The sequence below is a fragment of the Propionibacterium sp. genome, assembly GCF_047719395.1.
Taxonomy (GTDB): domain Bacteria; phylum Actinomycetota; class Actinomycetes; order Propionibacteriales; family Propionibacteriaceae; genus Propionibacterium.
The window spans coordinates 30,835-57,779 of the sequence record NZ_JBDNTB010000011.1 but is presented as its reverse complement, the minus strand read 5'-3'; the positions used below and the strand labels follow the sequence as shown (position 1 = coordinate 57,779).

The following is a 26,945-nucleotide window of genomic DNA, read 5'->3' as shown; positions in this document are numbered from 1 at the left end:
GGACTGGGATGCGTAGGGCTGATCGGGCTGCTGTGACCTGTGGGGCTGCTGGTTGGGCTGTTCGGGTTGTGAAGGGTCAAACGGGTTCGAATCTGACATGGCGAGGACCTTTCTGATTCGGATTCGGGAAGTCTGGGGACGAAATATCATTTTACGCGACAGGTTCTCTGAGTTCAGTGAACCTGCGAAACAACAATCGGTGGTTTGTGTCGCGCCATTGTCCAATTGAAGATCGCCAGAACGCCATACCGAAATCATGTTCAGATGTGCAGAAGCGGCGTATCTCGGTAGTGCGATCGGTTTCAATGCCACAGGCTGAGAATCGTTGGAGAATTTGTTGGGGGCGCCAGCCTGTTGATTTCCCTCCGGGTCACACGGCTATCGGGGAAGGCGGATGAAGGCTTCGGCGGCCCTTGCGGCGGTCATCGAGGTGCTCCTCGTGCCTGGCGAAGTAGACATCCGGATCAGTCACGGCGAGAACAGTGTCGTCCGCCGCCGTTGGGTCGTCCGTGAGCAGCGCAATCAGTGCGCGCCAGGAATCCACCTCCGACATGCGCCGAGCCTGACGTGGCGGCCAGTCCGCACATTGAGCTCCGGCAATGAACTCAACCGCTCAAGGACCTGGCCGAGCAGAACCGACAGAACTCGACTCGCCAACAGCTCAACCCCCGCTGAGCTCAACCCCGCGGCAACGATGCCGGGCAGTCCGCTCCGGCATCACGGGCCGCATTGAGGAAGTTCTTGATCGCTGGAGCGCCCGAGGCAGGCACATGGCCGACAATCTTCTCCCCGTCGCCGGTGCACTGTACGAGATAGCCCGGCCCGTCGTCGGTCCTGGTGGCTTCCACGGTGATCGTGCAGTCGCATGGTGGGATGCAGCGGAAACCATCGGTGACAAGGCCCTCGACCAAGGCCACTGCATCCCCGACCTGGGCCTCCTGCGCCCCGGCTGCCCGCTTTGGCCAAGCCCGGTACTGCCTCCTGGCCACGGGAAGCGCCCACCACGAGAACGGCGTGATGACCGCGAACAGCAGGCCGATCGGCCATCTCCCGAGGGCGAACATGAAGATCGCGAACAGCGGCGCCGCGATGAACCAGATCCATACCGTCGCCAGCAGCACCGCCGACATCCGGGAGATCTTGATGGGCTTCGCCTGCCCAGACGGGTTGCTTCGTCCCAGCGGATTGCGTAGCGCCATGGTCGTCAGCCTAGTGGGCCGTTCGTGATCGGCCTCATCGCCGAGTGGTGCCTGCGTGCATTCAGGTCCGGGGACCTCTCGCCCAGCGCGAAGCCCGGCATGCGACGCGCACTTCACCGGGCCCTTCAGGAGGCGGCTCTCAGAAATCGGCAATCACCAGCTTGTGCATGGCGAGCATCTTCTCGAATGCATGGGGCCGCTTCATCAACTCAGCCATGTTCGCCGGCACGATCTGCCAGCTCACCCCGAATTCGTCCTTGCACCAGCCGCACTGTTCGGCCGAGGGGACCGTCGAGAGCACATTCCACAACCGGTCGATTTCCTCCTGGTCGGCGCAAGAGGCGATCAGCGACACTCCTTCGTTGAAGGTGAAGTCATGCAGTCCACCGCCATCCATCGCGATGAACCACTGACCAGCCAACCGGAAGTCGGCATACATCAAAGACCCCGACGCGAAATCGCTGCTCTCGGGATATGGGGCCACCACGCCGATGCCGGAATCGGGAAACAGTGCGGTGTACAGGTTGATGGCCTGCTGCGCCTTCGCACTCCCACTGGTGAACAACAAGCTCGGCACGACGAAGGGGCGTGGCTGCGAGTCGGGCCTGGCAAGCAGGAGCTGCCAGGTCATGCCATAACGATCCTGCAACCAGCCGTAGTGCGGTGAGAAGTCGTACTCGTCCAGCTCCATGAGCACAGTGCCGCCTTCGCCCAGGCCGGTCCACAATTCATCAAGATGATCTTTGGCGTGGCCGTCCGACGAGGGATCGAAGTGCAGCATCATCGAGATGGACGGGTTGATGGAGAATTCCGGGCCGGCATTGATGGCGGAGAATTCTTGATTGCCGAGTCGGAACTGGATCTCCAACTCCTGCCCGGCCAGTTCCTTCTGGAAGTCCAGGAGCCCTTCGGTCGGATAGTGGGCAATCTCGGTGACTTCGGCGTCAGGGAAGATTCGGACGTAGAAGTCAACGGCTTCGCGTGCAGTGTGGTCGAACCACATGCTGGGGGTGATTTTCTGCGTCATATATCGACGCTACCAGCGCTGCCGGAGCGTGCAAGGTATTTCGGCTGAGCATCCGCTGGGCGTGCTGTCGTTCTTCAGGAGCGCCACAGCCAGATGGCGAGCACCAGTCCCGCCAGTGCGATGGTCCAGCGCATCGCGAGCTCGGGAATGTGCCGTTGAATGGGAGGGCCGAAATTTCCTCCGATGATGCAGCCGATGCCCAGCGCCAGTGCCGCCCACCAGTCCACCGGCCCGAAGAATGCGAACAGCAAAGACGCGGTGAGATTGCTCAGCGCGAGAAGCATTGATTTGATGAATACAGCCTTTTCGAACGCCATCCGGGAGAAAAGCGCCGTCACCGCGAGATAGATCACGCCGGAACCGGCACCGAAATAGCCGCCGTAGATGCACACGCAGAACAACAGGGTGGTGTACAGCCACACAGGTGTGGAATGTTCTCCGCGCAGGCCCGTGATTTTGGGCTCCAGGAGCAGCAGCACCGACGCCAGCAGCACGAGCCACGGGACGATGGACTTGAAGCTGGATTCCCCACCCACCAGCAGCAAGCCAGCGCCCACCAGCCCACCGATCGCAGCAATTGCTGACTGCCACAGGGTTGCCCGGCGATCGGTCGTGAGAAAATGGCGGGCTCCGCGTGCGGTGGAGCCGACGCCGGCCCCCACCAGCCCCAGCGTGTTCGTCACATTCGCCGCGACCGGCGGCAGACCCACCGCGAGCAGCACCGGATAGCTCACCAGCGAGGCGAGCCCGGTGAGGTATCCCACCAGACCTGTGCCGATGCCGGTGAGGAGCAGCAGGACGAATACGGCGATCGACACGCAGGCCAGACTAATCCAGTGCCCGTTACCCGGCATACGGTGAACCCCGTGTGTGACCAGTCTCCCGTGCAGCCGGACGAGCAGATCCCCTGGGCAATGCAGCTCGTCGTCCACCGAGACCGGCGGCATCCCGCCCGCGAGGTCGATGTCTGTGAGGCGGCCTCCCGAGCTGTGGTGATGCTGCTCGATGATCCGCGCAGCCGGCCTGGCGGCAGCTGGCATGAGGCGGTTGAGCGCTGGTCGGGTGAACGGATCCGCAAACTGGTACGCAGGGCGGACGGCAAGAGGTGGACCGATGTCCAGGAATTCGACGGCCACACGGTGACTCAGCCGGGGCCGGAGGGTTTCGGACAGGCCCAGGTGCGCTCCTTCGTGCCGGCTCCGTGTCGTCCACTGCCCAAGGCCCTGGACAAGCTCCAGGTCTCCGGCACCCATTTCCCTCCCGAAGGCCTGAGCATGAATGCAGATGCCGTGGCGGTGATCGAGATCTCGCCAGAGTTGGAGTTGACCAGCGGCAAGCTGGCAGCTCAGTGCGGGCATGCGGCCCAGAGGCTCTACGAACTCGCCGACGACAGCCGCCGGGACGTCTGGCGCGATGACGGTTTCCGCGTTGAGGTGCGCAGGCCGGGGCCGGAAGTGTGGGCGAAGGCCCCTCGTCCGGTGAGCATCGTGGACTCGGGCTTCACCGAGCTGGACGCGCCCGCCGAGACGGTCAGGGGATTCTGGCGACAGGGCTGAACCCGGCGCAGACTCGCCCTGCCGCGCAGATGCCGCTGAGGGCCGGGCACAGTGAGGACCAGCCGTACCCCTCCGGAGTCGATTCAGCTGGGCAGCGGGTCGACGTCCACGGCCACTTCGAGAGTCGATTCACCTCCATCGGTGAAGATGACTCCCTTGAGCGGTGAGACGTCGGAGAAGTCACGGCCCCATGCGGTGACGATGTAGCGGGAATCAGCCAGCTGATCGTTGGTGGGGTCCAGGTCGACCCAGTCGCCGTCGGGGGCCATCACCGATGCCCAGGCATGCGTGGCGTCGCTGCCCTCGAGCTTTGCCCTGCCCGGCGGAGGGGTCGTTTCGAGATACCCGGAAACATAGCGGGCGGGCAGACCCATCGTCCTCAAACAGGCGACCGCCAGGTGTGCGAAGTCCTGGCACACTCCGCTGCGGGCATCGAGCAGCTCAGGCAGCGTGGTGTTCACACTTGTGGAGCCCGGTCGGTAGGCGAATTCGTGATGAATCTGCTCGTGCACGGTGCGGATGGCGGTTCCGAGCCCCATCTGCCTGGTGAGCATGTCATGGGCGAAGTCGCGCACGGCAGCAGGGAGCTGGACCATCGGGGAGGGCAAGGTGTAGGTCGCCCCGGCCACCGGATCGGCCTTGGCTCGCAAGGTGCTGGCGGCCTGGTCGATCGTCCACGCGTCGAGCGCATCGAGATCGATCGCGGGCCAGGTCACCTCGACGACGCTGCTCTTGGACACCTCGAAGCAGGTGTGCGGGGTGTGGATCTCGATGTAGTGACTGGCATTGCCGAAGGCATCAATCGTCTCGTCGAGCACATCGGGCTCGGGGGAGATGCTCACCTGGTGCTCCAGCACGCGTTGCGTGCCGGTGGCCCGAGGTCTCAGCACGGCCCGGGTGAAGGAGGTCGTCACCACCTGGTCGTATCGGTACAGGGTCCGGTGCCGCACGGAGTAGCAGCGAGTGCGGTGGAGATTGTCCACAGCGAGCGCCGTCATGCCCACATCTCCGTATCGGGCCAGGTGCGGGCCGATTCGTAGACGGAGAAGGCGCGGATTCCGCTCTGCAGCGCGAAGTGGGAGCTTTCGAAGGCGTTGGCAATCTGATGCAGCTCGCGTTCGATGCCGGTCAGCAGCTCCAGCAGCCCGGGCCTGTCGGTGAGGCACAGGGTCGCGATGTCGGCTGTCTCCAGAGCAGATTGCAGTGGTCGCAGGCGCGTCTCCACTTCAGTGTCCGGGACCGCGGCCAGTGCGATCTCGACCGCCTTGAACTGATGGGCGATCGAGCGCGGATTGCTCAGATCGCAGACCAGCAGTTCTGTCGCCGCGGCAGCGGGGGCACTCGAGCCGACACCGGCGGCCATCCGGCGTCGATATGTCACCAGGGAATCGCAGGCGCGCAGCACGGTCTCGGTCACCAGGGACTCCGTGATCGGTGGCCGGGCCAGGGCCAGGGTGCAGCTGACCAGCCGCAATGTGGCCGAGGCGCGTTCGAAGCGGCGTCCGATCTCCAGGAAGGCCCAGATCTCATCGCGCACCGTGCTCTCGGCGATGATGCCGGTGAGCGCAAGACAGCTGGTGAGCACCTGGGCGCAGACCGGTTGCAGCAGGATGTGCTCAGGCTCGGCCGCGGCGGACTCCATGGTCGCGGCGAGCCGAGCCACCACCGCGCTCGTGTCGCCGGTGAGCAGTGCCCTGCCCTGGTCGGAGGTCTCGCGGGTACGTACCACGTCGAAGGCCACGGAGCCGGGAGTCTGGACGTCGAGCATGGTCCGGCGCAGCTGGGGGAGCGATGCGGTCCGCTCGACATTCTCCGGGGGTTCCTGAGGCCATTCGGTCCGCTGGCCGGCCTGAACCGTCGTGACTGCCGCAAGGGCGTCCACCATGGTCGTCATGGCGGTGTGGCCGGGCGTGCGAGGCCGGTACAGATGATCATTGACGAGATTGTCCACCACCATGAGCAGCCGTGCGGTGGCCTCCGTCCGTTCGGAGTAGCGGCCCAGCCAGTACAGATTGGACGCAGTCCGCGGCGTGATGGGCGGCAGCTCGCGGTCCAATTCGTCGCGCTCGGGACGCAGCGTCACGATGGGAAGGCTCTGCGTGGCGCCACCTGCCTGACTGGAGCGCAACACCCAGACATCCTTGATGGCGCTGCCCTCCGGGTGACTCATCAGCGGGCGGTCGCCGCGCCGGGTGAGCCGGGCCGTGCCGCCATGCATGAGGTGGATGTCATCGCCGGCAGACACGTGGAAGGTGCGTAGCACGACGGCCCGGGGGACCAGCCCATGGGCTCCCAGGGCCGGTGCAGTGGCCGCCTCGACGAAGTGCTGGCCGACCCATGCCCAAGGCTCCGCAGCGATGCGATCCAGGATCAATCTCCTCGCAGACGGCCCAAGGGTCCAGCCGAGCAGCGGTGATGCGGTCGTCCGGCAGATCGGGCGGATCACCAGCTCATCCAGGTGCTCCCGGACATAGCCCAAGGACGAGGGGTCGCCGCACCACCAGGTGGCGGGTTGGGGCAGCAACAGGTCCTCGCCCAGGAGCCGGCGGCACACGGCCGGGAGGAAGCATGCCAGTGCCGGATTCTCCAGTACACCTGCTCCGAGATGATTGACCACACTGAGACGCCCGGCGCGGCAGGCGGCCACGATGCCAGGCGCCCCCAGCCTGGACTCGGGTCTCAGGTCGAGGGGATCGCTGCTGAGGGCCTGAACATTGCGCAGCACGACATCGACGGGTTGGCGCTGCCCGATCGTGCGCATCCACAGCCGGCCGCCCTCCACGACGAGATCATCGGCCTGGGCGAGGGGATGACCGAGAAGGGTCGCGGTGAGCGCCTGGTCGTAACTGGATTTCGCCCCCACCCCAGCAGTGAGCAGTACCACGCGCGGTGCCTCAGTGCGAGGAGCCGCTTCCTGAAGGGCCTGTTCGATGTGGTCGAAGAATCCCCTGAGCCGATAGGGACCGGTCGAGCGGTACAGCCGGTCCAGCACCCGGGAGATGATCCTGCGGTCGGCCATCGCATAGCCCGCACCCGAGGGGACCTGGGTGTGGTCGGACACGACCGTCCACTGCCCACCGCTGGCACGAACCAGATCTGTGGCGCCGAGCACCAGCTGACGTCGGTTGGGCAGCCGCACATGGTCCAGGGGGAACAGGAAACCTTCGTGCCCCATCACGATCTCGGCAGGCAGGACGCGATCGTGGAGCAGTGTCCGCGGGCCGTAGAGATCGGTCAGCACCAGGTCGAGCAGTTCCGCTCTCTGACGGACCCCGGCGTCGAGCAGCGACCAGTCACTGGGGCTGATGAGCAGGGGCATCGGATCAAGGTGCCAGGTAGGTGCGTAGGGCTCGGACTGGCCGAAGGAGACGCCCTCGGCGTCGACGAGCTGCCCGATCTGGCGTGACACTGCCGCCATGTCTTCGCTCGCGAGGCCTTTCAGGGCCACGCGCGCGGGGTCGGAGGCCTGATCGGCGACGTGATCGAGCAAGAAATCCCCTGCGGACGTGCCGGATCGCGAGAGCTCTTGCACATAGCCCTCGAACAGCCCGGTGGTCTCGGCGGTCATTGGCATGACTGTAGGCACATTTGGGGGCGGGCGGGGCTCCGATCTCACGAGAATGTTTTCAAATGAGAATATGTTCTTTCGATGTGATGCCGTGCACACGGCACTTTTTGTTGCACCAGGGCGAGCCGATGCCCGTGTCCCGGCCGCTGAGCGACGCATCGGTTGCATGCCGCACGGTCGTGCTGCGTACGTCCGTGTGTGCACAGGGCCTTGACGCAGCTGAAATGCTGGTGGCATCAGTGTCGCGTCAGGGGGTCACGATGAAATTCGATCGCAGGTCGTTGCTGATGGCGGGTGCGCTGGTGGCACTCGCGGGGTGCTCCAGCGCGAATCCGGTGACTGGCGCCAGCAGCGGTTCCGGCGCGTCGAAGCAGGGCCTGGTCGTCGGTTCGCAGCAGTACTACTCGAACGAGATCATCGCTGAGCTCTACGCCCAGCGACTGGAGACTTCCGGCTTCACCGTCACACGGCAGTACCAGATAGGACAGCGAGAGGTGTATCTGCCCGAGATGGAAGCGGGCCGCATCGACGTGATGCCCGAATACAGCGGCAATCTTCTGCAGTACTACGACAAGACCGCAACGGGAACCGATCCCGCCTCGGTACACAGCCAATTGGCCGCAGCGCTGCCCAAGAGCCTGCGCGTGCTGGACGCCGCGGAGGCGACTGACCAGGATTCCTACACCGTCACCCATGCCAGCGCCGACCAGTACGGTCTCACCTCCATCGGCGACCTCACGAAATTGGGGCGGGTCATCAAGGTGGCCGCGAACTCGGAGTTCGCCTCCAGACCCTATGGTCCCAAGGGGCTGGAGAGTGTCTACGGCGTCCAGGCCACGGTGGTCGGCGTCGAGGACTCCGGTGGTCCGCTCACGGTGAAGGCACTGACCGATGGCTCGGTGGATGCCGCCGACATCTACACCGCTGACCCGGTCATCGGCATCGACAACTTGGTCGTGCTCGATGACCCGAAGCACCTGATCCTGCCGCAGAACGTCACTCCGCTGGTGACTGGCTCGGTGGACCAGGAGGCTGCTGCGGCGATCGACTCCGTGTCGGCGAAACTCACCACCGACCAGTTGCGGGCGCTCAACGCGCAGAGCACCACCAAGCAGCAGAAATCCTCTGACATCGCCAAGGCCTGGCTTGCCGACCATGGCCTGGGCTGAGGCCGTCCTGAGGCTCAGCATCGGGGGTCCATGACGCCTCGTGCACAACGGGCACCGCTTCCGGAGGGGGGTGACTCCCCTCGGATGCGGTGCCCGTTACGTGATGTCGGTCACTCGGTGTGACTCAGATCACAGCGTAACGTCCTGGACCTCGATCTCGGGGAACTTGCCGAGGGGGGTCGAAAGGTAGCGATCGCCGGAGTCCGGAAGCAGGACGATGATCAGCTTGTCCTTGTAGGCGGGATCCTTGGCGATCTCGATGCCAGCGGTCAGTGCAGACCCGGAGGTGATGCCCACGAAGATGCCCTCGGTGGTGCCGAGCAGCTTCGCGTTGGCGAAGGAGTCCTCATCGGTGATGTCGAGCACCTTGTCGTAGACGGTCTTGTCGAGGGTGGCCGGCTCGAAACCGGTGCCGATGCCCTGCAGGCCGTGAGGGCCGGGCTTGCCACCATTGAGGATTGCGCTCTTGGCGGGCTCGACGCCGATCACGGTGAAGCCGGGCTTGTTCTCCTTGAGGTACTTGCCGGCGCCGGACAGCGTGCCACCGGTACCGATACCGGAGATCAGCACGTCAGCCTTGCCGTCGGTGTCCTTGAGGATCTCCGGGCCGGTGTGCTCGTAGTGGGCCTGGGGGTTGGCCGGATTGTCGAACTGTCCGGGGATGATCGAGTTGGGATCCTCTTCGTGCAGCTTCTTGGCGTAGGCGATGGCACCCTTGATGGCCAGCGGCCCGGGGGTGAGGATGACCTCGCCGCCGTAGGCCTGGATGAGTGCGCGGCGCTCGACGCTCACCGCGGCGGGAAGCACGATCTTGACCTTGTATCCGCGCGCGGTGCCCACAGCAGCCAGGCCGATGCCGGTGTTGCCCGAGCTGGGCTCAATGATGGTGCCACCGGGCTTGAGTGCGCCGCTCTTCTCGGCATCCTCGATCAGGGAGAGCGCGATGCGATCCTTCACCGAGCCGGCCGGGTTGAAGTACTCCAGCTTGATGGCGAGGTTGGCGTCGGGGATACCGGCTGCCTCGAGGAAGTGCGGAATGCGCACCAACGGGGTGTTACCGATGAGCTCGGTGATGGATTCGTGAATACCGGACATGCGGAACCTTTCGGATTTTTGTACTTCTGGGCGGAAATTGGAATGTGGAAATGCGATGACTGATCATGGGGACTGACCGCATCAGCAGGAGGCGCCAGAGATCTCGTCCACCGTCTCGCACCGGAACTCAAGCCCTTGTGACAAACGGTTGACGGGAGGAGAAGCGATGGCCCGACTCGTGATCACCCCCCGAGGAGGAGGCGGCAACCCAGGCACCCTGAAAGGTGTGGAATCACGAGGAACTGAACTGTGCGGTCGCTCTTCAGTGGCAACGACAACACATCATGGCAGACTCGACGCGCACCAGATCACTGTGCTCAGCGAGGTAAGAGGCCATGACGGTGATATTAGTCCACGACTCGGTGAAGTCAATTCCGTGCTCATGCCTCGATGACCATGCCTCGATGACGCGGAGCGCGTGATGGTGGGCCGTCCTCCTCCGTGATGCTGTCCTGCCTCAGCGATGCAGCGAGGTGAGTGGGCCAGCAGACAGCTCCTGGTGAGCGAGTCGTCCACGTCCGGCAAGGAGGCGACCCGGCTGAGGGCATCGTCGCGCTTGCCCCCGGATCAGCCGGGTGATCGAAGGGCTGAATCCCTGGAAGACAGGCTGGGAGAGACCGACGTTTGTCCAGCAGGCCCGGCTCGGGCTGGACTCCCGCTTGCCGCTCGAATCCGGATGCGCTCCTCGGTGCACAATCAGGGGGTGACCGATGTCGCGAGAGCACGAGGCAAAGCTCTGTTCCAGTTGCGCTCCCATGTGGCGCGACCCAGGCCCATCCGCGTCCCACCTCGTGAGGTCGACCCACCGAGACAGGTGGGGCTCATCGTGCATTCGCTCGCGAGCAATCCGGGACGGATAGTCAACATCGCCAGGCGCGTCACGCAGTCCATCGGAGCGCAACTCTGGGTGGAGTTCACCTCCTTGGCCGAGCCCGGTCGCACCCAGACCGTCCGGTTGCGCCATCGCGGGATCGATTCGCTGGTGGTTGCCGGTGGTGACGGCACGATCCGCCAGTCGATCGAGGAGCTGGTGGGCAGCGAGCTGCCACTGGGCATTGTGCCGGTGGGTTCCGGGAACGTGCTCGCCGCAGCGCTAGGTCTCACCGGCCGGCGGATGCCTGACCAGATACGTTCGGCCATCTGCGGATCCTTGGCCGATATCGACGTCGGCGAGGTCACATGCCTGCAAGGCGATGGCCAGCTGCGTGGCCCCTTTCACTTCTGCTGCATGGCTGGCATTGGCAGGGACGCGCGCACGGTTCAGTCGACGCCTCGGGCGGCAAAGAAAGTGATGGGCCCACTGGCCTACGGCATGGCCGGGCTCGGGCAGATTCTTCGTTCTCCGATGTCGATGTCGTGGCGCGTCGACGACGGTGACTGGCACCAGGGACGCGACTGGACGGTGCTGGCCACGAATACACCCCTGGTTCCCGGTGCTCACATCGTGCCCGGTGGTGTCGTGCTGGCTCGCGATGCCCGGATGGATGACGGCCGGCTCGACGTGGTGGCCGTCGCTCCGCACCGCCCCGACGAGTGGATCGGTATCGCTGCCAAGGGTCTGCTCGGCAGCACTTCCTCGGCACCCGGCCTGCAGTATGCGCAGGGAGTATCGGTCCAGGTGCGCTCGGCGGTACCGGTCGCCGTGCAGGCGGACGGTGACATCGTCTCGACGCACTGCTCCGAGTTCAGCGCCGGGATTGTCGGACAGGTGTGCATCCGGGTGCCCTGAACCGGCGGCCATGACTGGGGGCCAGGCAGTCAGGCGGGCACCAGGGCCGCCGCAATGGCAGTTGCGAGGGTGACCGCGCGCTGCTCGGTGTCATCGGGGGCGACATCGATGCTCAGGACGTCTTCGGGCCAGTCGGCATCCTCGGACAGCCAGGAGGGTCTGGACCAGTACTGCGGCGCGAAGGCTCCATGGGCAGCCAGAGACTTGTCGATAGATGTCGAGTGCGTGCTGCGAATCAGTGGAAAACAGGCCCGGCCAGCGTTGAGCGGCCGTACGTCCCCGGCAAGTAGTGAGCACAACCGGGAATTGGCCCGGCGCCAGGCAAGCGCCCAGCGGGGCAGGTCGATACGGGCCAGCATCGTGAGTGTGACGGGGCCTGCGGGGGCGGGGCTGAGGGTCGCATCGAGGGCGGCGTCGGCGCGGGCCATGGCAGTGAGCAGGGCAGCGCATTCCGGGGGAGCGCTGCCTGGTTCCGTGCTGCTGATGATCGGCTGCGCCCGCCAGGCGTGCTGGGCTTCCAGAAGCTCCAGGCCGGTTCTGGTCACTGCCTCGTCCTGCGCGCCGCGGGACCTCAATGGGTCGAGCGTGATCCCGGGTGCGGTCGTGATCCAGGCGCCATCGGGCACCGGGAGCAGCTTGCGCAGACTCGCGATGCGGATGTCGGCCGGGGGCTCCGGATTTGATGCGGCCAGGTCTAGTGGGAAGGGGTCGATGAGTTCGTCCAGCAGGCTGTGTGTGGCGTCCTCGACGACCAGGTGCCCCAATTGCCGGGCCCGGGACAGCTCCTGCGCCAGTTCCTCCGTCACGGTCATGGCACCGACCCGGCAGGTCAAGATCGCTGCCGGACCGGCGCAGGCGTCCACGGCCGAGTGCAGCGCAGCCGGATCGAACTGGAGTCGGCCGTCGACAGCTACCGGACGCACCGCCATCGCCTCGAGCCAGAACGGCGTGGCCATGGTCTCGCAGTGGTAGGCCGGGAGCAGGGCAGTCGTGATGGCGTGCGCCCGGCACCACCGCGCGACGAGGGACAGGGCCTGGCGTCCGGAACACACGGTCAGCGCAGCGGGCCAATGCCACCCGTGCGGGTCAGCTCCGTGGCTCGATGCACCCGGGACGGGCTCCATCGCCGCCATGGAGTCGTGTGATTGAGCGCTGCGATCCACGTCGACAGGTTAGCCGCGAGCCCGCCCGGCCGGATTTCGTCGGAGTCTGGCCGGACTCCTCCGCCACGGAGGCGTGCCACCATGGCGGCATGGACATCGAGAGCACCAGCGGGCACATCGGCACTCCGGGTTTCGCCGCCCTGGATTTCGTGGGCAGGGGCGCGGCGCTGCGTGACGAGATCATCGGGCTGAGGCGAGAACTGCACCAGATCCCCGAGATCGGCTTCGACCTGCCGAAGACGCACGCCCGCGTGCTCAAGGAATTGCGAGGGCTACCGCTGGAAATCCACGAACTCGCCGACTGCAGCGGTTTCTGGGCTGTGCTCCGTGGCGGGCGTCCCGGCCCGACGGTTCTGCTGCGCGCCGACATGGATGCCCTACCGGTCACCGAGCAGTCCGGCGTGGACTTCGCGTCCAGCAACGGTGCCATGCACGCCTGCGGCCATGATCTGCACATGTCGGGCATGGTGGGAGCGGTGCGGATTCTCGTGCAGCTGCGTGAGCAGATCGCCGGCACGGTGCTGTTCATGTTCCAACCCAGCGAGGAGACCGCAGCTGGTGCCCGGCGGATGCTCGACCAGGGGCTGCTGGAGGCCTGCGGGGAGCGCCCCGTGGTGGCCTGGGGTCTGCACGAGATGCCCTATCCGGTGGGCACCGTGCACATCAGCAGGGGCGCGCAGATGGCCAGCAACTGCCAGATCACTGCGACCTACACCGGGGCCGGTGGACACGGTTCCGCCCCGCACGCCGCGATCGACCCGGTGCCTGCGGTACTCGATCTCGGCCAGCAGTTGCAGAATCTCGTCACTCGCGAATTCAGCGTCTTCGATCCGGTGGTGTGCACGGTCACCCAGCTGCGCGCCGGCGAGGTGATCAATGTGATCCATGACACCGCCTACCTCGGGGCCACCTTCCGAGCCGTCTCGCGCGAGGCCACCGAGCACTTCGCCACCCGTGGCGTGGAGCTTGCCGAGTCGATCGCCACCACTCACCGCTGCCAGGTGGACGCGGAGTTCAAGGTCAATTGCCCGACCACACTGAACGATCCCATCGCGGCCCAGCGGGCGCTGGACACCGCCACCACCCTGTTCGGCCCCGGGCGGGTGGTGGACATGGACCACCCCGTGATGGCCAGCGAGGACTTCAGCTATGTACTGGAGCAGGTGCCCGGAGCCTTCTTCTTCATGGGTGCTCTGGAGCCTGGCGTCGACCCCGCAACCGCGCCCCAGCTTCACTCGCCGCTGGCGCGCTATGACGATTCCGCGCTCGGCGACCAAGCCGCGATGCTTGCAGCACTGGCCTTCCAGGGGGCACTGCCTGAGGGTCATTGATCTCGGACGGTGCCGTCCAGGAGCCGGCGTGATGGCCTGTCACGAGCGTCGTCGGCCGCAGACGGTGTGAATACTGCCGATGTGACCACCAGGCGTGCCTGGCAGCTGTGCCGAAGCTCGGCGAAGTGGGGCGTGCGAAATCCTTCACCCATCGATCGGGGCAGGCCCGTCGCCCAGTCGCAGCACCATGATGCAGACGTCGAGCCAGCGCCCGAACTTGTGACCCACTTCATGGAGCAGGCCCTGCTCAATGAAGCCCAGACTGCGATGGAAGTCGCGGCTTTCCCCGTTGGCTGCATCGATCACCCCGACCATGGCATGCAGGCCGTCGGCGCGTGCCATGTCGATGAGTCCGGTCATCAGCATGCGGCCCACGCCCTCGTGCTCGCGGGCCGACGCGACATAGACGCTGTGCTCCACCGTCATGTCGTAGCCGTCCTCGGGACGGAAGGTCGCATAGCTGGCGAAACCGATCACTTCATCGTCGGCCTCCGCCACCAGCACAGGCCTGCCCCCTGCGGTCTGGGAGGCGAGCCATCCGAGCCGTTCTTCTGCCGTGCTGAGCGGACGGCGATAGTTCGCCGTGCGTGAAATGCCCTGGGTGTTGAGGATGGTGGAGATCGCCCCGGCGTCCTTCTGACGGGCCTGGCGCAGGCTCACCGGAGCACTCACACGAGTCACGGTACGCGCATTGTTAGGATGGTTTCAGAGTCTCATTGAGGAGACTGATTGCGGTGTCCGCAACTTGTGCAATGTGAAGGGTGTGGCGTTGAGCGAAATTGAGTGGTCCGAAGAAGATCGGCGAGCAGTGGATGTGGCCCGCATGCTGGCGGCCGATGCGGTGCAGAAGACAGGAAATGGTCATCCTGGCACGCCGATCTCGCTGGCAGCAGTGGCCTACCTGCTGTACCAACGCGTGCTGAAAATCGATCCGAATGATCCTCACTGGTTGGGCCGTGACCGTTTCGTGCTGTCTGCCGGTCATGCCTCGCTGCTGCAATATGTGCAGCTGTATCTGGGTGGGCTCGGCCTTGAGCTGGAGGACATCGAGTCCTTGAGGACCTTGGGTTCGCTGACTCCTGGGCATCCCGAGTACGGGCACACCAAGTTCGTGGAGGCCACCACCGGGCCGCTGGGTGCTGGCATCTCGATGGCTGTCGGCATGGCGATGGCAGCCCGCCGGGAGCACGCCCTGTACGATCCCTCGGCGACCGACGGCGAGTCCGTCTTCGACCACATGATCTACACGATCGCCGGTGACGGTTGCCTCCAGGAAGGTGTCGCCTCCGAGGCGGCCTCGCTGGCCGGCACGCAGGAACTCGGCAATCTCGTGCTGATCTATGACGACAATCGGATCACCATCGAGGGTGAGACCGACATCGCATTCAACGAGGATGTCGACGCCCGCTTCGCCGCCTACGGATGGGATGTCCAGCATGTCGACTGGACGCACGGCGGTACCGAATACGGCGAGGACGTCGAAGCGCTGTACCAGGCGATCGAGGCCGCCAAGGCTGAAACATCCAGGCCGAGCATCATCCGCCTCACCACGGTGATCGGCTGGCCGCTCCCGACAATGCGCGGCACCGGAAAGGTGCACGGTGCTGCACTGGGTACCGAGGAGATCGCAGCCCTGAAGAAGGAGCTGAATCTTCCCGAGGAGCCCTTCGCCTTCGACCACGCCATCGTGGACCGCACGAGGGCAGCGCTCGCCGAGCGCGGAGCAGCAGAACGTGCGGCTTGGGACAAGCGCTTCGAGGTGTGGCGCTCCACCAACCGCGACGCCGAGGTGCTGTTGAACAGAGTCCTGGCGCGCCGTCTCCCGGTGGGCCTGGAACTGCCCAGCTTCGATGCCGGCTCGATGAGCACCCGCAAGGCATCCGGGGCGGTGCTCACCGCCCTGGCAGACCAGCTGCCCGAGCTGTGGGGCGGTTCCGCCGATCTCGCGGGCTCGAACAACACGACGATGGAGGGTCAGGAGAGCTTTCTGCCCACCGATCGGATCACCAAGGAGTGGCCCGGTGATCCGGGCGGCCGGGTGCTGCACTTCGGCATCCGCGAGCATGCCATGGGCGGCATCGTCAACGGCATCAACCTGTCGGGGTTGACAAGGGCCTACGGCGGCACCTTCTTCGTCTTCAGCGACTACATGCGCCCCGCCGTGCGGCTGGCCGCGATCATGAAGGTCCCCTCGGTGTTCGTGTGGACCCACGACTCCGTCGGCGTCGGCGAGGACGGCCCCACCCATCAGCCGGTGGAGCATCTGGCGGCCTGCCGGGCCATCCCCGGACTCGACGTCGTGCGCCCCGCGGATGCCAACGAGACCGCCATCGCCTGGCGCGAGGTGCTGCGGCACACCGACAGGCCGGCCGGCCTGGTGCTGTCCCGCCAGAACCTCACAACCTACGACCGTAGCGATGAGGGTTTCGCGTCCGCCGAGGGTGTCGCGAAGGGCGCCTATGTGCTGCGCGAAGCGCCCGAGGGGGTTCCGACGGTCATCCTCATCGCGACCGGTTCGGAGGTGGAGGTCGCCGTCGGCGCCCAGGACATCCTCACGTCGCGGGGGATCGCCGCACGCGTGGTGTCCATGCCCTGCCAGGAGTGGTTCGAGGAGCAGGACCAGGCCTACCGCGACGAAGTGCTGCCCCCGCAGATCACCGCGAGGGTGAGCGTCGAGGCCGGTATCGAGATGGGCTGGAGCCGCTACATCGGCGCCCAGGGTGTGGCCGTCTCCCTGGAGCACTTCGGGGCATCGGCCTCGGGGAGCGTGCTCATGACCGAGTTCGGTTTCACCCCCGAGAACGTCGCCGCCGCCGCCCAGAGCCTCGTTGCAGTTGGCTGAGTCCGATGTCCTATGAACTGCCCGGCATCTGGACGCAGACGCCGGGCAGTTCTGCGTGCGAACCACGATGACGAGTAAGCCGGGCAGGGCGCACCTGCACCCGTTCGGATCCGGGTCCAGGACTTTCGCCTCCTTCGCGGAGCGGAACTACCGCAACTATTTCTGCGGGGCCCTGGTGTCCAACACCGGCACCTGGATGCAGAGAACCTCCCAGGACTGGCTGGTGCTCACCCGCCTGACCAACCACTCCGCCTCGGCCATGGGAATCGTCTCGGCGCTGCAATTCCTGGCACTGCCCTTCCTGGCACCGCTGGCCGGCGCGGTGACCGACAGATTCCCCAAACGCCGGCTGCTGCTCATCACCCAGACTCTGCTCGGCCTGAACTGCCTGCTGCTCTGGGTGCTGGTGGTCACCGGCCAGGTGCAGCTGTGGCATGTCTACCTGTTCGCCCTCACCCAGGGCGTCATCACGAGCTTCGACAACCCCGCTCGCCAGGCCTTCGTCTCCGAGATGGTGCCGGCTCCGCTGATCGCCAACGCAGTGGGCCTCAATTCGATGTCCTTCAACGGCGCGCGGCTGGTCGGGCCTGGGCTGGCCGGGCTGCTCATCGCGGCGCTCGGCGTGGCACCAGGGATGCTGTTGAACACGTTCAGTTTTCTGGCGATGATCTTCGCGCTCGTATCGATGCAGGGTGACCTGCTGCATCCCGCTCTGCCACGCCGCGGCCGCGGCTCGATCCGCGAGGGCATGCACTACATCGCGCATCGCCCTGACCTGATCATCGTCATGGTGATGGTCTTCATGCTCGGCACCTTCGGCATCAACTACCAGATCACCAACGCGGCGATGGCCACCCGGGTGTTCGGCAAGGGTCCAGCTGGCTACGGCATTCTCGGCACGATCATGGCAATAGGGACATTGGTCGCTGCACTCATCGCGGCACGCCGCCGCCGTCCGCGACTGGGCACTCTCATCATCGGGATGACCGGCTTCACCATCTTCACGGTATTGCTGGCCCTCGCGCCGAACTATCCGGTGTTCGCTGTGCTGCTCATCCCGGTCGGCCTGTTCAGCGTCACCACCTTGACCTGCGCCAATTCCACGATCCAGATGACCACCGAGCCCTCGATGCGAGGGAGGGTGCTGGCCGTCTACATGGTCCTTGTGATGGGCGGCACACCGATCGGGGCGCCCATCGTGGGGTGGATCGGCGATGTGCTCGGGCCTCGGGAGATGGTGCTCGTCGGGCCGATCGCGACCGGGACCACGACACTGGCAGTGCTGGCCTATCTGATCGGCCACCAGGGTGTCCGGATGCGCCTGGAGCAGGGCTGGCCACCTCACGTACGGATATGGACGAGGGTCGAGGCGGAAGCCACCCAGCAGGCCGAAGAAGGTCTGCGCTGACACAGAAGGGCTGCCCGGGCGCGGAACAATGCGCGCCCGGACAGTCCCGATGGGGTGAGGACGGAACTCAGTCCTCGGCGGCCGAAGGGTGCGTCATGTCGGCAGGTACGACCCACTCGTCGAACTGCTCCGGGGTGAGGAAGCCCAGCTCCAGGGCCGACTCGCGGAGGCTGGTGCCCTTGTGGTGGGCATTCTTGGCGATCTTGGACGCCTTGTCGTAGCCGATGTGGCGGTTCAGCGCGGTGACCTGCATGAGGTTGATCGACAGGTCGTGCTCGATCCGCTCGCGGTTGGGCTCGATACCGTATGCGCAGTTCTTGTCGAAGCTCTCGCAGGTGTCGCCGAGCAGCTGGATCGACTCGAGAACGCACCAGGCCATCACCGGCTTGAACACATTGAGCTGGAAGTTGCCCTGCGAGCCGGCGAAGCCGACCGTCGCGTCATTGCCGAAGACCTTGGTGGCCACCATCGTCATGGCCTCGCACTGGGTCGGGTTGACCTTGCCGGGCATGATCGAGGAGCCGGGCTCGTTCTCGGGGATGAGCAGCTCGCCGAGGCCGTCGCGCGGGCCGGAAGCGTACCAGCGCACGTCATTGGCGATCTTCATGAGGGCATCGGCGAGTACGCGCAGCGTACCGGAGACCAGCACGAGCGCGTCGTGGGCGCTCAGCGCGGCGAACAGATTGGCTGCCTGCTTGAACTCGATGCCGGTCTGCTCGCTGATCTTCTTGGCGGTCAGCGGGCCGAAGTCCGGATGGGCGTTGAGACCGGTGCCCACTGCGGTGCCGCCGATAGCCAGCTCACGAGCGCGCGAGTCGGCGTAGTGGATGGCGTCCAGCGCGAAGTCGATCTGGGCGACCCAGCCGCTGATCACCTGTCCGAGCCGGATCGGGGTGGCGTCCTGCAGGTGGGTGCGCCCGGGCATGATGATGTCGAAGTATTCCTTGGCCTTCGCGTCGAGGGTGTTGCGCAGCTGCTCGATGCGTGGGTACATCTCGGCGAGCTCGCAGACCACGGCGATGTGCATCGCGGTGGGAAAGGTGTCATTGCTGGACTGGCCGCGGTTGACGTGGTCATTGGGGTGCACAGGGGTCTTCGAGCCGAGGGTGCCGCCGGCCAGTTCGATGGCCCTGTTGGCGATCACCTCGTTGGTGTTCATATTGGACTGGGTGCCCGACCCGGTCTGGAAGACGACCAGCGGGAACTCTGCGTCGAGTGTGCCGGAGATCACATCGTCGGCGGCGCGGACGATGAGCTCTGCCGTCTGGGGCGGGAGCTCACCAAGATCGCCATTGGCCTGGGCGGCTGCCTTCTTGAGGGTGCCCAGCGCCTTGATCATCGGGCGTCCCCACACGAAGGTGGTGCGGCCGATGTCGAAATTGTGGAGGCTGCGCTCGGTCTGTGCGCCCCAGTAGTGGTCTGCGGGAACCTCGATGGTGCCCATTGAGTCTGATTCGGTACGCGTCTGCGCGTTGCTGTTCTCAGCCATGCACTCAGCCTATCGACCGGCCTTGTGGTGGCCGCGTTGGCCGGGACCCATCCGGGGCTCGGCCAACGCGAGTTCTCACGGGGACGCATTCAGCGGCGCGCCACAAGGGTCGATGGCCCGGAATCGTGGTCGCGCTGGTTGGATTGCGCCGGACCTCAGAAGCCTGCCACCGGGGTGGGGGCAGGCTTGCCGGCCAGAACAGCCAGCACATTGCTGGAGGCCAGCTCGGTCATCGCGGTGCGGGTCTCGACATTGGCCGAACCCAGGTGCGGGAGGAGCACCGCGTTCTCCAGTTCGTACAGACCGGGATCGATGGTCGGCTCGTTCTCGTAGACGTCCAGACCTGCGCCGGCCAGGTGTCCGGAACGCAGCGACTCGACGAGCGCGGCCTCGTCGATACAGGCGCCGCGGGCGGTGTTGATCACATAGGCGCCCTGTTTCATCGACGCCAGTCTTGCGGCATTGAGGATGTGGTGGGTTTCGGGAGTGAGCGGGCAGTGCAGGCTCACCACATCGGAGGTGGCCACCAGTTCGTCCAGCGGAAGCCCCTCGGCGTCCAGTTCGCTGCGCACAGGCTCCCTCATGGGGTGCTCCTCGGCATAGCGGATCGTCATACCGAAGGCCTTGCACCGCTTGGCCATCGCGGCGCCGATCTGGCCCGCGCCGATCAGGCCGATGGTCTTGCCCTCGATGGAGTGGCCCAGCATGAAGGTGGTGCGGTACTGCCACGGCTTGTGCGCCCGCACCAGACGCTCGGCCTCGCCGAAGCGGCGGGTGACCATGAGCAGCAGTGCGAAGGCGGTGTCCGCGGTGGCGTCGAAGAGCACGCCGGGAGTCGTGGTGGGCACCACATTGTGTGCACGGCAGGCATCAAGATCGATGTTGTTGAAACCGGCGGCGACATTGGCCACCACCTTGAGCTGGGGGCCCGCGGCAGCTAAGAACTCCTCGTCGACGCCATCACTCAGTACGCTGAGCACGCCTTCGGCGCCCTTGACATGCTCGAGCAGCTCGGCCCTCGTCGGTGCCTGGTCCCCGGTCCAGCGGACCACTTCGTGACCTGCCTCCAGCAGTGATGCGATACCGTCTTCGGGCACCGCATCAGTGATACAGATTCTTGCCATCGCCCATCCTCTCTCGATTCATGGGCACACTAGCGCGGGCGAGTGTCCGGCCGGAATTGTCTCCCAGTGACCCATAGCTCGTGGGGTGGAGCATTGCCGTGCTGTCTGCTATGTAGTCATGTCACATGCCGTGGCCGGGAAGCATTATCTTCTAGTCCAATAAGTTGTCCGCGTTCTGCTCGACATGGTTGGCGCGGCCTCGCCAATTGCAGATTCAGGAGTCACGATGAGTTTCGTCATTACGCAGGCCTGCGTCGATGTCAAGGACAGGGCATGCCTTGAGGGCTGTCCCGCAGACTGCATCTACGAGGGCCCGCGCGCCTTCTACATCAACCCGGACGAGTGCATGGAATGCGGCGCCTGCGAGTCGGCCTGCCCGACCCAGGCCATCTACGCCGAGGAGGATCTGCCCGCCGACCTGAAGGAGTGGGCCAAGATCAATGCGAACTTCTTCGCCGAGATCGGCAACCCCGGTGGCGCTGCGATGGCAGGTCCGCAGGACCACGACGAGCCCACGGTGGCCGCGCTGCCCAAGAAATAGTCGTCCGGAGAAGCAGTCATCTGCCGCACCTCAACGGTGTGTTCACCAAGCGCCTTGCGGGTTCTTCCAGGCTCCCGCAGGGCGCTTCGTGTTCCCCTGTCCCGCTGGTGGGGGCAGGCCCTGTGCGGCCAGATGTGCCACCACCCAATGCGGCAACCTGCAGTGCTTTGCCTCCGTCATGGCGCACGGTGGCTGAGATCCGGTCGCAAAGCAGCTGAGAGCCGCTTGTGAAGGGGCAGTCATGGCCCACGAGCGTTGTATTGTGACCTGAGTGCCGGCTCCGATGAGTGGAGTCGGCCGTCACATCTAGAACGTGTACAGGAGTGGCCATGACCTATGTCATCGCTCAACCGTGTGTCGACGTCAAGGACAGGGCATGCGTGGAAGAGTGCCCCGTCGACTGCATCTACGAGGGTGCTCGCACCCTCTACATCCACCCCGATGAGTGCGTTGACTGCGGTGCCTGCGAGCCGGTCTGCCCGGTCGAGGCCATCTACTACGAGGACGATCTTCCCGATGACTTCCTCCAGTGGACCGACATCAATGCGAACTTCTTCACCGAGATCGGATCTCCGGGCGGAGCCGCGCGGCTCGGCCCCCAGGACAGCGACGAACCGACGGTGGCCGGCTTGCCACCCAAGGAGTGAAGCTCTCCCAGACGCTGCCTGACTTCCCCTGGGACACTCTGGCCCAGGCAAAGGCGCGCGCCTGTCAACACCCAGGGGGCATTGCCGACCTTTCGGTGGGCACACCTGTCGACCCCACCCCGGCAATCGTCTGCGAGGCCCTGGCCGCAGCAGCCCAGGCTCCCGGCTATCCCACGGTGTGGGGCACAGCGCAGCTGCGGCAAGCTGTGATCGGCTACATGACGCGCCGCTGGAACGCGTGCGGGCTCGATGAGCAGGCGGTGACCACCGCCGTGGGCACCAAGGAGGTCGTCGCCTGGCTGCCCACTCTGCTGGCGCTGGGTGACCACGACACCGTGGTGATCCCTCGCATCGCCTACCCCACCTATGAGGTGGGTGCCCTGATGGCTCACACGCTCATCGAGCGTTGCGATGATCCAGATGAGGTGCAGTCGCACCCCCGGCTGATCTGGATCAACTCGCCGGCAAATCCGCACGGCGCCATCGCCTCCCTCGACCTGCTGCGGCGCTGGGTGGCCTTCGCCCGTCAGGAGGGTGCGGTCCTTGCCGCCGACGAGTGCTATGCCGAGTTCGCCTATGACGCGCCGGCCTACTCCGTGCTCGATCCCCAGGTCAATGGCGGCTCGCTGGACGGCCTGCTCGCCGTGCACTCGCTGTCCAAGCGTTCGAACATGGCGGGCTACCGGGCCGGCTTCATCGCCGGTGATCCCGCAGTGGTCAGCGAACTGCTGGCGGTACGCAAGCACCTGGGCATGATGGTCTCCACGCCCGTGCAGGCAGCCATGGTCGCCGCACTCGACGACGATGAGCATGTTCGCGTCCAGAGGGCACGATATGCCGCTCGGCGCGAGCTGCTGCGGAGCGCCCTGGAGCAGGCCGGATTCAGGATCGACCACTCCGAGGGCTCGATCTACCTGTGGGCCACGCAGGGCACCAGTGGACGCGAGAGTGTGGACTGGCTGGCAGAGCGCGGCATCCTGGTGGCGCCCGGGGCCTTCTACGGCCCCGATTCGGGCGACCACGTGCGGCTCTCGCTGACTGCCACCGACGAGCGGATCGCCTCGGCTGCCGAGCGTCTGCGCGGCTGACCAGACGCCAGTGGTGACCAGGCCAGTGGGTTTCCGGCTCAGCTCTTGCGCAGGCCGGCGACCACGCTGGTCGCCACCGAGCCCATGGTGCCGGTCCATGGTGCCCTGGTCGTGCCGCTGTTCGTCCAGCTCATCGGGCCCACCTGCATGCTGATCAGGCCAGCAGTGGGTCCGCGACAGATCAGCAACTGGGCCAGTGCCCACGAGGTGGTCGTGTCGGGCGTGCTGAAGTTCACCTTCGCGCTCTCGGCATCGGCCAGCACCGTTGACGGCCAGACCTTTTGCACGAAGTCTGTCAGCTGGTCTGTGGCCGCCGCCTGGTTGGATCTGTCCACCATCGTCACAGCTGCCTCCTCCTGGCCGGTGAGCGCGCTGGCCCACGCCCTGCCCACCGGCTCGTGTTCGGCATAGCCATCAGGCACGCCCGACTGCTGCACTTCTTGGGCAACGTCGTTGATGTTGCCGTCCTGCCAGCCGCTCACCTTCACCAATGCCTGGTAGAACCTGCCCGAGGAGTACCACGGGTCCATGATCTGGTCCGCCGTTCCCCAGCCCTGGCTGGGGCGCTGCTGGAACAGTCCCAGCGAGTCGAGATCGCCGTGGTTGAGGTTGTACAGCTTCGACTCCTGCATCGCAGTGACGATCGCGATGGTCGCAGCTCTGGGCGGCAGCCCCCTGCGGATCGACTCTCCGACAATGATGGCCAGATTCGCGGCCTGCTGCTTGTCGCGCAGGTCGTGTACGCCGTTCGCCTGCACCAGTGCGCCCTGAGCAGGGGGAATCACGGTGCTCGCGGACGAGCAGCCGGTCAGACCCAGTGCCCCTGCCAGTGCACCGGCGGCGCCGGCGCTCAGCAGGGCACGGCGGGTGACGCGCGCAGAGTTTCCCAAAGTCAGTTCCGGTGCAGCGCTGCGTTGAGCTCGATCTTCTTGCCCTTCCTGGCAAGCACCTTGACCGCCCCGGTGACCGAATCCCTGATGAACAGCATGTTCGACCCACCGGACAGCTCACGGGCCTTGAGCACCGCGCCGTCCGGCATGGTCACCTTGGTGCCCGCCGTGATGTACAGACCTGCCTCGATGACGCAGTTGTCGCCCAGGGCGATACCGCATCCCGACTCGGCGCCGAGCAAGCATCCCTTGCCGATCCGCACCCGCTCCTTGCCACCACCGGACAGCGTGCCCATCGTCGACGCGCCCCCGCCGACATCGGAACCGACGTCCACGATCACGCCCTGGGAGATGCGGCCTTCGACCATGGACGCCCCGAGAGTGCCGGCATTGAAGTTGCAGAAGCCCTCGTGCATGACCGTGGTGCCATCGGCCAGGTGCGCTCCGAGCCGCACCCGGTCCGCGTCCCCGATCCGCACGCCGGAGGGCACGACATAGTCGACCATCCGGGGGAATTTGTCGACGCTGGTGACGACCAGGCCACCCCGGGCAGCGCGCAGCGCACCCCTGATCTGGTCGAAGTCATCGGGGGAGCAGGGCCCGGCGCTGGTCCACACGACGGTCGGCAGCACCCCGAAGATGCCGTCCAGGTTGATCGTGTTGGGCCGGGCAAGACGCTGGCTCAGCAGGTGCAGACGCAGATAGCCGTCCGCGGTGTCCACGGGGGCGGCATCAAGATCGATGGCGAGCAGGCGAGCTTCGGTGTGCACATGACGCAGCTCGTCGGTACCGGCCGGGGCAGTCACCGACTCCGGTGCGGGGGAGCCATCGGGCTGGCCGAGCCGGGGCTCGGGAAACCAGGCGTCGAGCACCTGACCTGAATCGTGCACTGTGACAAGGGCCCATCCCCATGCCGTTCTCGAAGACTGTTCGTCGCTCGTCTGCGTCATGGCGACAAGCCTAGCGATCCCGGCCGGCCGGCCCGATCGACCGAATGGTCGGCAGGAGCGGATCAGCTGTGTGGACCTGTTGAACCGGGCGCGGAGCTGCCGCCGGGGCAGCCATTCTCGCTAGGCTGACGTCATGTCCCTGAGCATCCGCGAGCTGCACCGGTTTTTTGCCGAGATCGTCGACATCGAGTCCGTCAGCGGCAATGAGAAACAGCTCGCCGATACGCTCGAGGAGGCTCTGCGTGAGGTTCCCTGGTTGCAGGTGGACAGGCTGGGGAATTCCATCGTGGCGCGCACCCAGCTGGGACGAGCCCGGCGGGTGATCATCGCGGGTCATCTGGACACCGTGCCGGTGAAGGACAACCTGCCCTCACGCATCGAAAGGCGCCACGGCGAGGACTATCTGCTCGGGCGTGGTGCGGCGGACATGAAGGGTGGCGTCACGGTGATGGCCCACCTTGCCACCAGCCTGGCCGAACCCCGCCACGACGTCACCTGGGTGTTCTACGAGTGCGAGGAGATCGAGGACAGCGCGAACGGGCTCGGCATCATCGCCTCGCAGCACCCGGACTGGCTGGACGGCGAGTTCGCCGTGCTCATGGAGCCCACCTCGGCCAAGGTCGAGGGCGGATGCCAGGGCACCATGCGTTTCAAGCTCATCAGTCATGGCATCGCTGCACACAGCGCCAGGGGCTGGTTGGGCCACAATGCCATTCACGACATGACGGTGGCTCTCGACAAGATCCGCGAATTCAGGCCGCGTCGCCCCGAGGTGGAGGGCCTGGTCTTCCGCGAGGGCCTCAACGCCACCACCATCAAGGCCGGAATCGCGGGCAATGTCATCCCGGATCACTGCGAATTGACGGTGAACTACCGTTTCGCGCCCGATGTCGAGGCAGCTGACGCCGAAGCCTCCATGCGTGCCCTGTTCGACCTTCCCGGCATCGATTTCGAGTTGCAGAACCTTTCCCCGGCAGCCCGGCCCGGCCTGGAACGCGAGGTCGCCCAGGAGTTCTGCGCCGCGGTGGGCGGGGAACCCGGGCCCAAGTACGGCTGGACAGATGTGGCCCGGTTCGCATCCCTGGGTGTCCCTGCAGTGAACTTCGGTCCCGGTGACGCAGGCACCGCTCATGCCGATGACGAACGTTGCCGAGTGAGCGAACTGGACCTGTGTGCCGATGCACTCACTGCCTGGCTGTCGCCCCTGGAGGGTGCCGATGGAAGTCCGCAGACCTCCCAGGCCGAGAAATGAGCGGTCCAGTGGATTCCGGCCAGCCGGACCAAGGGAAATCTGGTGTCCGGGGCAACGGCGATCCCCGGGTGGACAATGCGCCGGTGCCCCGCACCGATGCCCTGCGTGATTCCGGCGCCCCCGCCGTCGATCCGAATAATCTGCCCCGTGCACGCCGGGAGTTCACCGGCGCGCCGGTGCGGCGCGGCAGGTCGATCGTGCGCCAGACCAAGGATGAGCAGCTCATCGCAGGCCGGAGGGAACCGGAGTGGATTCACAGCGATCCCTGGCGTGTGCTGCGCATCCAGGCTGAGTTCATCCAGGGATTCGACTCGCTGGAGGATGTCGGCCCGGCGGTGGCTGTCTTCGGGTCGGCGCGCACTTCCCGCGATGCAGAGGAGTACGAGCAGGCGCGCCGCATCGCGCAACTGCTGGTGGAGGCCGGCCATTCGGTCATCACCGGAGGCGGCCCCGGCATCATGGAGGCAGCCAATCTCGGTGCCATGCAGGCTGGCGGGACCTCGGTGGGGCTCGGGATCGAGTTGCCCTTCGAGACTGGGTTCAACGACTACGTGACCCTCGGCGTGAACTTCCGGTACTTCTTCGTGCGCAAGGTCATGTTCCTCAAGTACGCCCAGGGCTTCGTCGTCATGCCCGGGGGGCTCGGTACATTCGACGAGCTCTTCGAGGCACTGACGCTGGTCCAGACCGGCAAGGTCAAGCACTTCCCGTTGGTGCTCTTCGGCTCCTCCTACTGGTCGGGCCTGCGCTCCTGGCTGGTCGATGAGGTGGCGGGCGAGGACAATATTTCACCTTCCGATCTCGACCTGTTCACCATCACCGACGATGCCGAGGAAGCCGTGCGGGTTGCGACCGGAGCCTGATCGGACGGGGACAG

Annotated in this window: 24 protein-coding genes; 11 read left to right on the top strand and 13 right to left on the bottom strand. The window is 65.6% G+C overall.

From position 1 onward, the window contains the following. Positions 1-370: 370 nt before the first annotated feature. The 4 genes from ABF648_RS03330 to ABF648_RS03315 form a co-directional block, all read right to left on the bottom strand. Complete coding sequence (locus ABF648_RS03330) at positions 371-553, bottom strand: hypothetical protein (protein WP_415630873.1); 183 nt, start codon at positions 551-553, stop codon at positions 371-373. Between the two features lie 124 nt (positions 554-677). After that, complete coding sequence (locus ABF648_RS03325) at positions 678-1,199, bottom strand: hypothetical protein (RefSeq protein WP_415630872.1); 522 nt, start codon at positions 1,197-1,199, stop codon at positions 678-680. A 139-nt stretch (positions 1,200-1,338) separates the two neighbouring features. Further along, the gene (locus ABF648_RS03320) at positions 1,339-2,226 is read right to left on the bottom strand and encodes a VOC family protein (protein ID WP_415630871.1); all 888 of its coding nucleotides are present in this window, start codon (positions 2,224-2,226) and stop codon (positions 1,339-1,341) included. A gap of 74 nt (positions 2,227-2,300) precedes the next feature. Then, entirely contained in the window at positions 2,301-3,044 is a 744-nt protein-coding gene (locus tag ABF648_RS03315) for a sulfite exporter TauE/SafE family protein (protein WP_415630870.1), read from the bottom strand. A gap of 96 nt (positions 3,045-3,140) precedes the next feature. On the opposite strand from ABF648_RS03315, the gene ABF648_RS03310 reads away from it, so the two are divergent. Continuing rightward, the gene (locus tag ABF648_RS03310; RefSeq protein WP_415630877.1) at positions 3,141-3,782 is read left to right on the top strand and encodes a peptidyl-tRNA hydrolase; all 642 of its coding nucleotides are present in this window, start codon (positions 3,141-3,143) and stop codon (positions 3,780-3,782) included. Positions 3,783-3,865: 83 nt separating this feature from the next. Here the strand turns inward: ABF648_RS03310 and ABF648_RS03305 are convergent, their stop codons facing one another. Both ABF648_RS03305 and ABF648_RS03300 read right to left on the bottom strand, forming a co-directional pair. Further along, the gene (locus tag ABF648_RS03305; protein WP_415630869.1) at positions 3,866-4,780 is read right to left on the bottom strand and encodes a transglutaminase family protein; all 915 of its coding nucleotides are present in this window, start codon (positions 4,778-4,780) and stop codon (positions 3,866-3,868) included. After that, on the bottom strand, positions 4,777-7,350 hold the full coding sequence (locus ABF648_RS03300) for a circularly permuted type 2 ATP-grasp protein (protein ID WP_415630868.1): 2,574 nt from the start codon (positions 7,348-7,350) through the stop codon (positions 4,777-4,779). The genes ABF648_RS03305 and ABF648_RS03300 overlap by 4 nt, the downstream gene beginning before the upstream one ends. A 260-nt stretch (positions 7,351-7,610) precedes the next feature. Between ABF648_RS03300 and ABF648_RS03295 the strand changes: the two genes are divergently transcribed. Continuing rightward, positions 7,611-8,519 (top strand): ABC transporter substrate-binding protein, encoded by a 909-nt coding sequence (locus ABF648_RS03295; protein ID WP_415630867.1) that lies wholly within the window; start codon positions 7,611-7,613, stop codon positions 8,517-8,519. Positions 8,520-8,648: 129 nt separating this feature from the next. On the opposite strand, the gene cysK is transcribed toward ABF648_RS03295, so the two are convergent. Next, positions 8,649-9,614: a cysteine synthase A gene (gene cysK, locus ABF648_RS03290; protein WP_415630866.1), complete on the bottom strand. Its 966-nt coding sequence runs from the start codon at positions 9,612-9,614 to the stop codon at positions 8,649-8,651. Between the two features lie 703 nt (positions 9,615-10,317). On the opposite strand from cysK, the gene ABF648_RS03285 reads away from it, so the two are divergent. Beyond that, positions 10,318-11,343: a diacylglycerol/lipid kinase family protein gene (locus ABF648_RS03285; RefSeq protein WP_415630865.1), complete on the top strand. Its 1,026-nt coding sequence runs from the start codon at positions 10,318-10,320 to the stop codon at positions 11,341-11,343. 29 nt (positions 11,344-11,372) lie between these two features. Here ABF648_RS03285 and ABF648_RS03280 read toward each other — a convergent pair whose 3' ends face one another. Beyond that, positions 11,373-12,506 (bottom strand): hypothetical protein, encoded by a 1,134-nt coding sequence (locus tag ABF648_RS03280; RefSeq protein ID WP_415630864.1) that lies wholly within the window; start codon positions 12,504-12,506, stop codon positions 11,373-11,375. An 89-nt stretch (positions 12,507-12,595) separates the two neighbouring features. Between ABF648_RS03280 and ABF648_RS03275 the strand changes: the two genes are divergently transcribed. Then, complete coding sequence (locus ABF648_RS03275) at positions 12,596-13,837, top strand: M20 metallopeptidase family protein (RefSeq protein ID WP_415630863.1); 1,242 nt, start codon at positions 12,596-12,598, stop codon at positions 13,835-13,837. A 144-nt stretch (positions 13,838-13,981) separates the two neighbouring features. Here ABF648_RS03275 and ABF648_RS03270 read toward each other — a convergent pair whose 3' ends face one another. Beyond that, positions 13,982-14,518: a GNAT family N-acetyltransferase gene (locus ABF648_RS03270; protein WP_415630862.1), complete on the bottom strand. Its 537-nt coding sequence runs from the start codon at positions 14,516-14,518 to the stop codon at positions 13,982-13,984. Positions 14,519-14,606: 88 nt separating this feature from the next. Here ABF648_RS03270 and tkt point away from each other — a divergent pair, with 88 nt between their 5' ends. Together tkt and ABF648_RS03260 are read left to right on the top strand one after the other, a co-directional pair. Further along, positions 14,607-16,679 (top strand): transketolase, encoded by a 2,073-nt coding sequence (gene tkt / locus ABF648_RS03265; protein WP_415630861.1) that lies wholly within the window; start codon positions 14,607-14,609, stop codon positions 16,677-16,679. 67 nt (positions 16,680-16,746) lie between these two features. Beyond that, the gene (locus ABF648_RS03260; protein ID WP_415630860.1) at positions 16,747-18,087 is read left to right on the top strand and encodes an MFS transporter; all 1,341 of its coding nucleotides are present in this window, start codon (positions 16,747-16,749) and stop codon (positions 18,085-18,087) included. Positions 18,088-18,154: 67 nt separating this feature from the next. Here the strand turns inward: ABF648_RS03260 and fumC are convergent, their stop codons facing one another. Beyond that, positions 18,155-19,576, bottom strand: a complete 1,422-nt coding sequence (fumC, locus tag ABF648_RS03255) for a class II fumarate hydratase (RefSeq protein WP_415630859.1) — start codon at positions 19,574-19,576, stop codon at positions 18,155-18,157. 155 nt (positions 19,577-19,731) lie between these two features. Further along, positions 19,732-20,700, bottom strand: coding sequence for a 2-hydroxyacid dehydrogenase (locus ABF648_RS03250; protein ID WP_415630858.1), 969 nt, complete (start codon positions 20,698-20,700; stop codon positions 19,732-19,734). A gap of 226 nt (positions 20,701-20,926) precedes the next feature. On the opposite strand from ABF648_RS03250, the gene fdxA (ABF648_RS03245) reads away from it, so the two are divergent. From fdxA (ABF648_RS03245) to dapC, 3 genes are all read left to right on the top strand, one after another. Beyond that, entirely contained in the window at positions 20,927-21,241 is a 315-nt protein-coding gene (fdxA, locus tag ABF648_RS03245) for a ferredoxin (protein ID WP_415630857.1), read from the top strand. A gap of 329 nt (positions 21,242-21,570) precedes the next feature. Next, on the top strand, positions 21,571-21,888 hold the full coding sequence (gene fdxA / locus ABF648_RS03240) for a ferredoxin (protein ID WP_415630856.1): 318 nt from the start codon (positions 21,571-21,573) through the stop codon (positions 21,886-21,888). Beyond that, a complete protein-coding gene (gene dapC, locus ABF648_RS03235; RefSeq protein WP_415630855.1) occupies positions 21,885-22,976 on the top strand; it encodes a succinyldiaminopimelate transaminase in 1,092 nt (363 codons plus the stop codon). Before fdxA (ABF648_RS03240) ends, dapC begins: the two co-directional genes overlap by 4 nt. 38 nt (positions 22,977-23,014) lie before the next feature. On the opposite strand, the gene ABF648_RS03230 is transcribed toward dapC, so the two are convergent. Next, complete coding sequence (locus ABF648_RS03230; protein WP_415630854.1) at positions 23,015-23,866, bottom strand: hypothetical protein; 852 nt, start codon at positions 23,864-23,866, stop codon at positions 23,015-23,017. A gap of 2 nt (positions 23,867-23,868) precedes the next feature. After that, positions 23,869-24,816 (bottom strand): 2,3,4,5-tetrahydropyridine-2,6-dicarboxylate N-succinyltransferase, encoded by a 948-nt coding sequence (gene dapD, locus ABF648_RS03225; RefSeq protein ID WP_415630853.1) that lies wholly within the window; start codon positions 24,814-24,816, stop codon positions 23,869-23,871. 133 nt (positions 24,817-24,949) lie between these two features. On the opposite strand from dapD, the gene dapE reads away from it, so the two are divergent. Both dapE and ABF648_RS03215 read left to right on the top strand, forming a co-directional pair. Further along, a complete protein-coding gene (dapE, locus tag ABF648_RS03220; protein WP_415630852.1) occupies positions 24,950-26,068 on the top strand; it encodes a succinyl-diaminopimelate desuccinylase in 1,119 nt (372 codons plus the stop codon). Then, positions 26,065-26,931 carry a TIGR00730 family Rossman fold protein gene (locus tag ABF648_RS03215; RefSeq protein WP_415630851.1) on the top strand — a complete coding sequence of 289 codons (867 nt, stop codon included), beginning with the start codon at positions 26,065-26,067 and terminating at the stop codon, positions 26,929-26,931. The genes dapE and ABF648_RS03215 overlap by 4 nt, the downstream gene beginning before the upstream one ends. The last annotated feature ends 14 nt before the right edge of the window (positions 26,932-26,945 follow it).

Coding starts and splice junctions, on each gene's coding strand:
- cysK (WP_415630866.1), bottom strand. CDS start 9,614: ATGTCCGGTATTCACGAATCCATCACCGAGCTCATCGGTAACACCCCG.
- ABF648_RS03260 (WP_415630860.1), top strand. CDS start 16,747: ATGACGAGTAAGCCGGGCAGGGCGCACCTGCACCCGTTCGGATCCGGG.
- ABF648_RS03295 (WP_415630867.1), top strand. CDS start 7,611: ATGAAATTCGATCGCAGGTCGTTGCTGATGGCGGGTGCGCTGGTGGCA.
- dapE (WP_415630852.1), top strand. CDS start 24,950: ATGTCCCTGAGCATCCGCGAGCTGCACCGGTTTTTTGCCGAGATCGTC.
- ABF648_RS03305 (WP_415630869.1), bottom strand. CDS start 4,780: ATGACGGCGCTCGCTGTGGACAATCTCCACCGCACTCGCTGCTACTCC.
- fdxA (WP_415630856.1), top strand. CDS start 21,571: ATGACCTATGTCATCGCTCAACCGTGTGTCGACGTCAAGGACAGGGCA.
- ABF648_RS03325 (WP_415630872.1), bottom strand. CDS start 1,199: ATGGCGCTACGCAATCCGCTGGGACGAAGCAACCCGTCTGGGCAGGCG.
- ABF648_RS03310 (WP_415630877.1), top strand. CDS start 3,141: ATGCAGCTCGTCGTCCACCGAGACCGGCGGCATCCCGCCCGCGAGGTC.
- ABF648_RS03250 (WP_415630858.1), bottom strand. CDS start 20,700: ATGGCAAGAATCTGTATCACTGATGCGGTGCCCGAAGACGGTATCGCA.
- ABF648_RS03330 (WP_415630873.1), bottom strand. CDS start 553: ATGTCGGAGGTGGATTCCTGGCGCGCACTGATTGCGCTGCTCACGGAC.
- fumC (WP_415630859.1), bottom strand. CDS start 19,576: ATGGCTGAGAACAGCAACGCGCAGACGCGTACCGAATCAGACTCAATG.
- ABF648_RS03275 (WP_415630863.1), top strand. CDS start 12,596: ATGGACATCGAGAGCACCAGCGGGCACATCGGCACTCCGGGTTTCGCC.
- fdxA (WP_415630857.1), top strand. CDS start 20,927: ATGAGTTTCGTCATTACGCAGGCCTGCGTCGATGTCAAGGACAGGGCA.
- ABF648_RS03215 (WP_415630851.1), top strand. CDS start 26,065: ATGAGCGGTCCAGTGGATTCCGGCCAGCCGGACCAAGGGAAATCTGGT.
- ABF648_RS03300 (WP_415630868.1), bottom strand. CDS start 7,350: ATGACCGCCGAGACCACCGGGCTGTTCGAGGGCTATGTGCAAGAGCTC.
- dapD (WP_415630853.1), bottom strand. CDS start 24,816: ATGACGCAGACGAGCGACGAACAGTCTTCGAGAACGGCATGGGGATGG.
- ABF648_RS03320 (WP_415630871.1), bottom strand. CDS start 2,226: ATGACGCAGAAAATCACCCCCAGCATGTGGTTCGACCACACTGCACGC.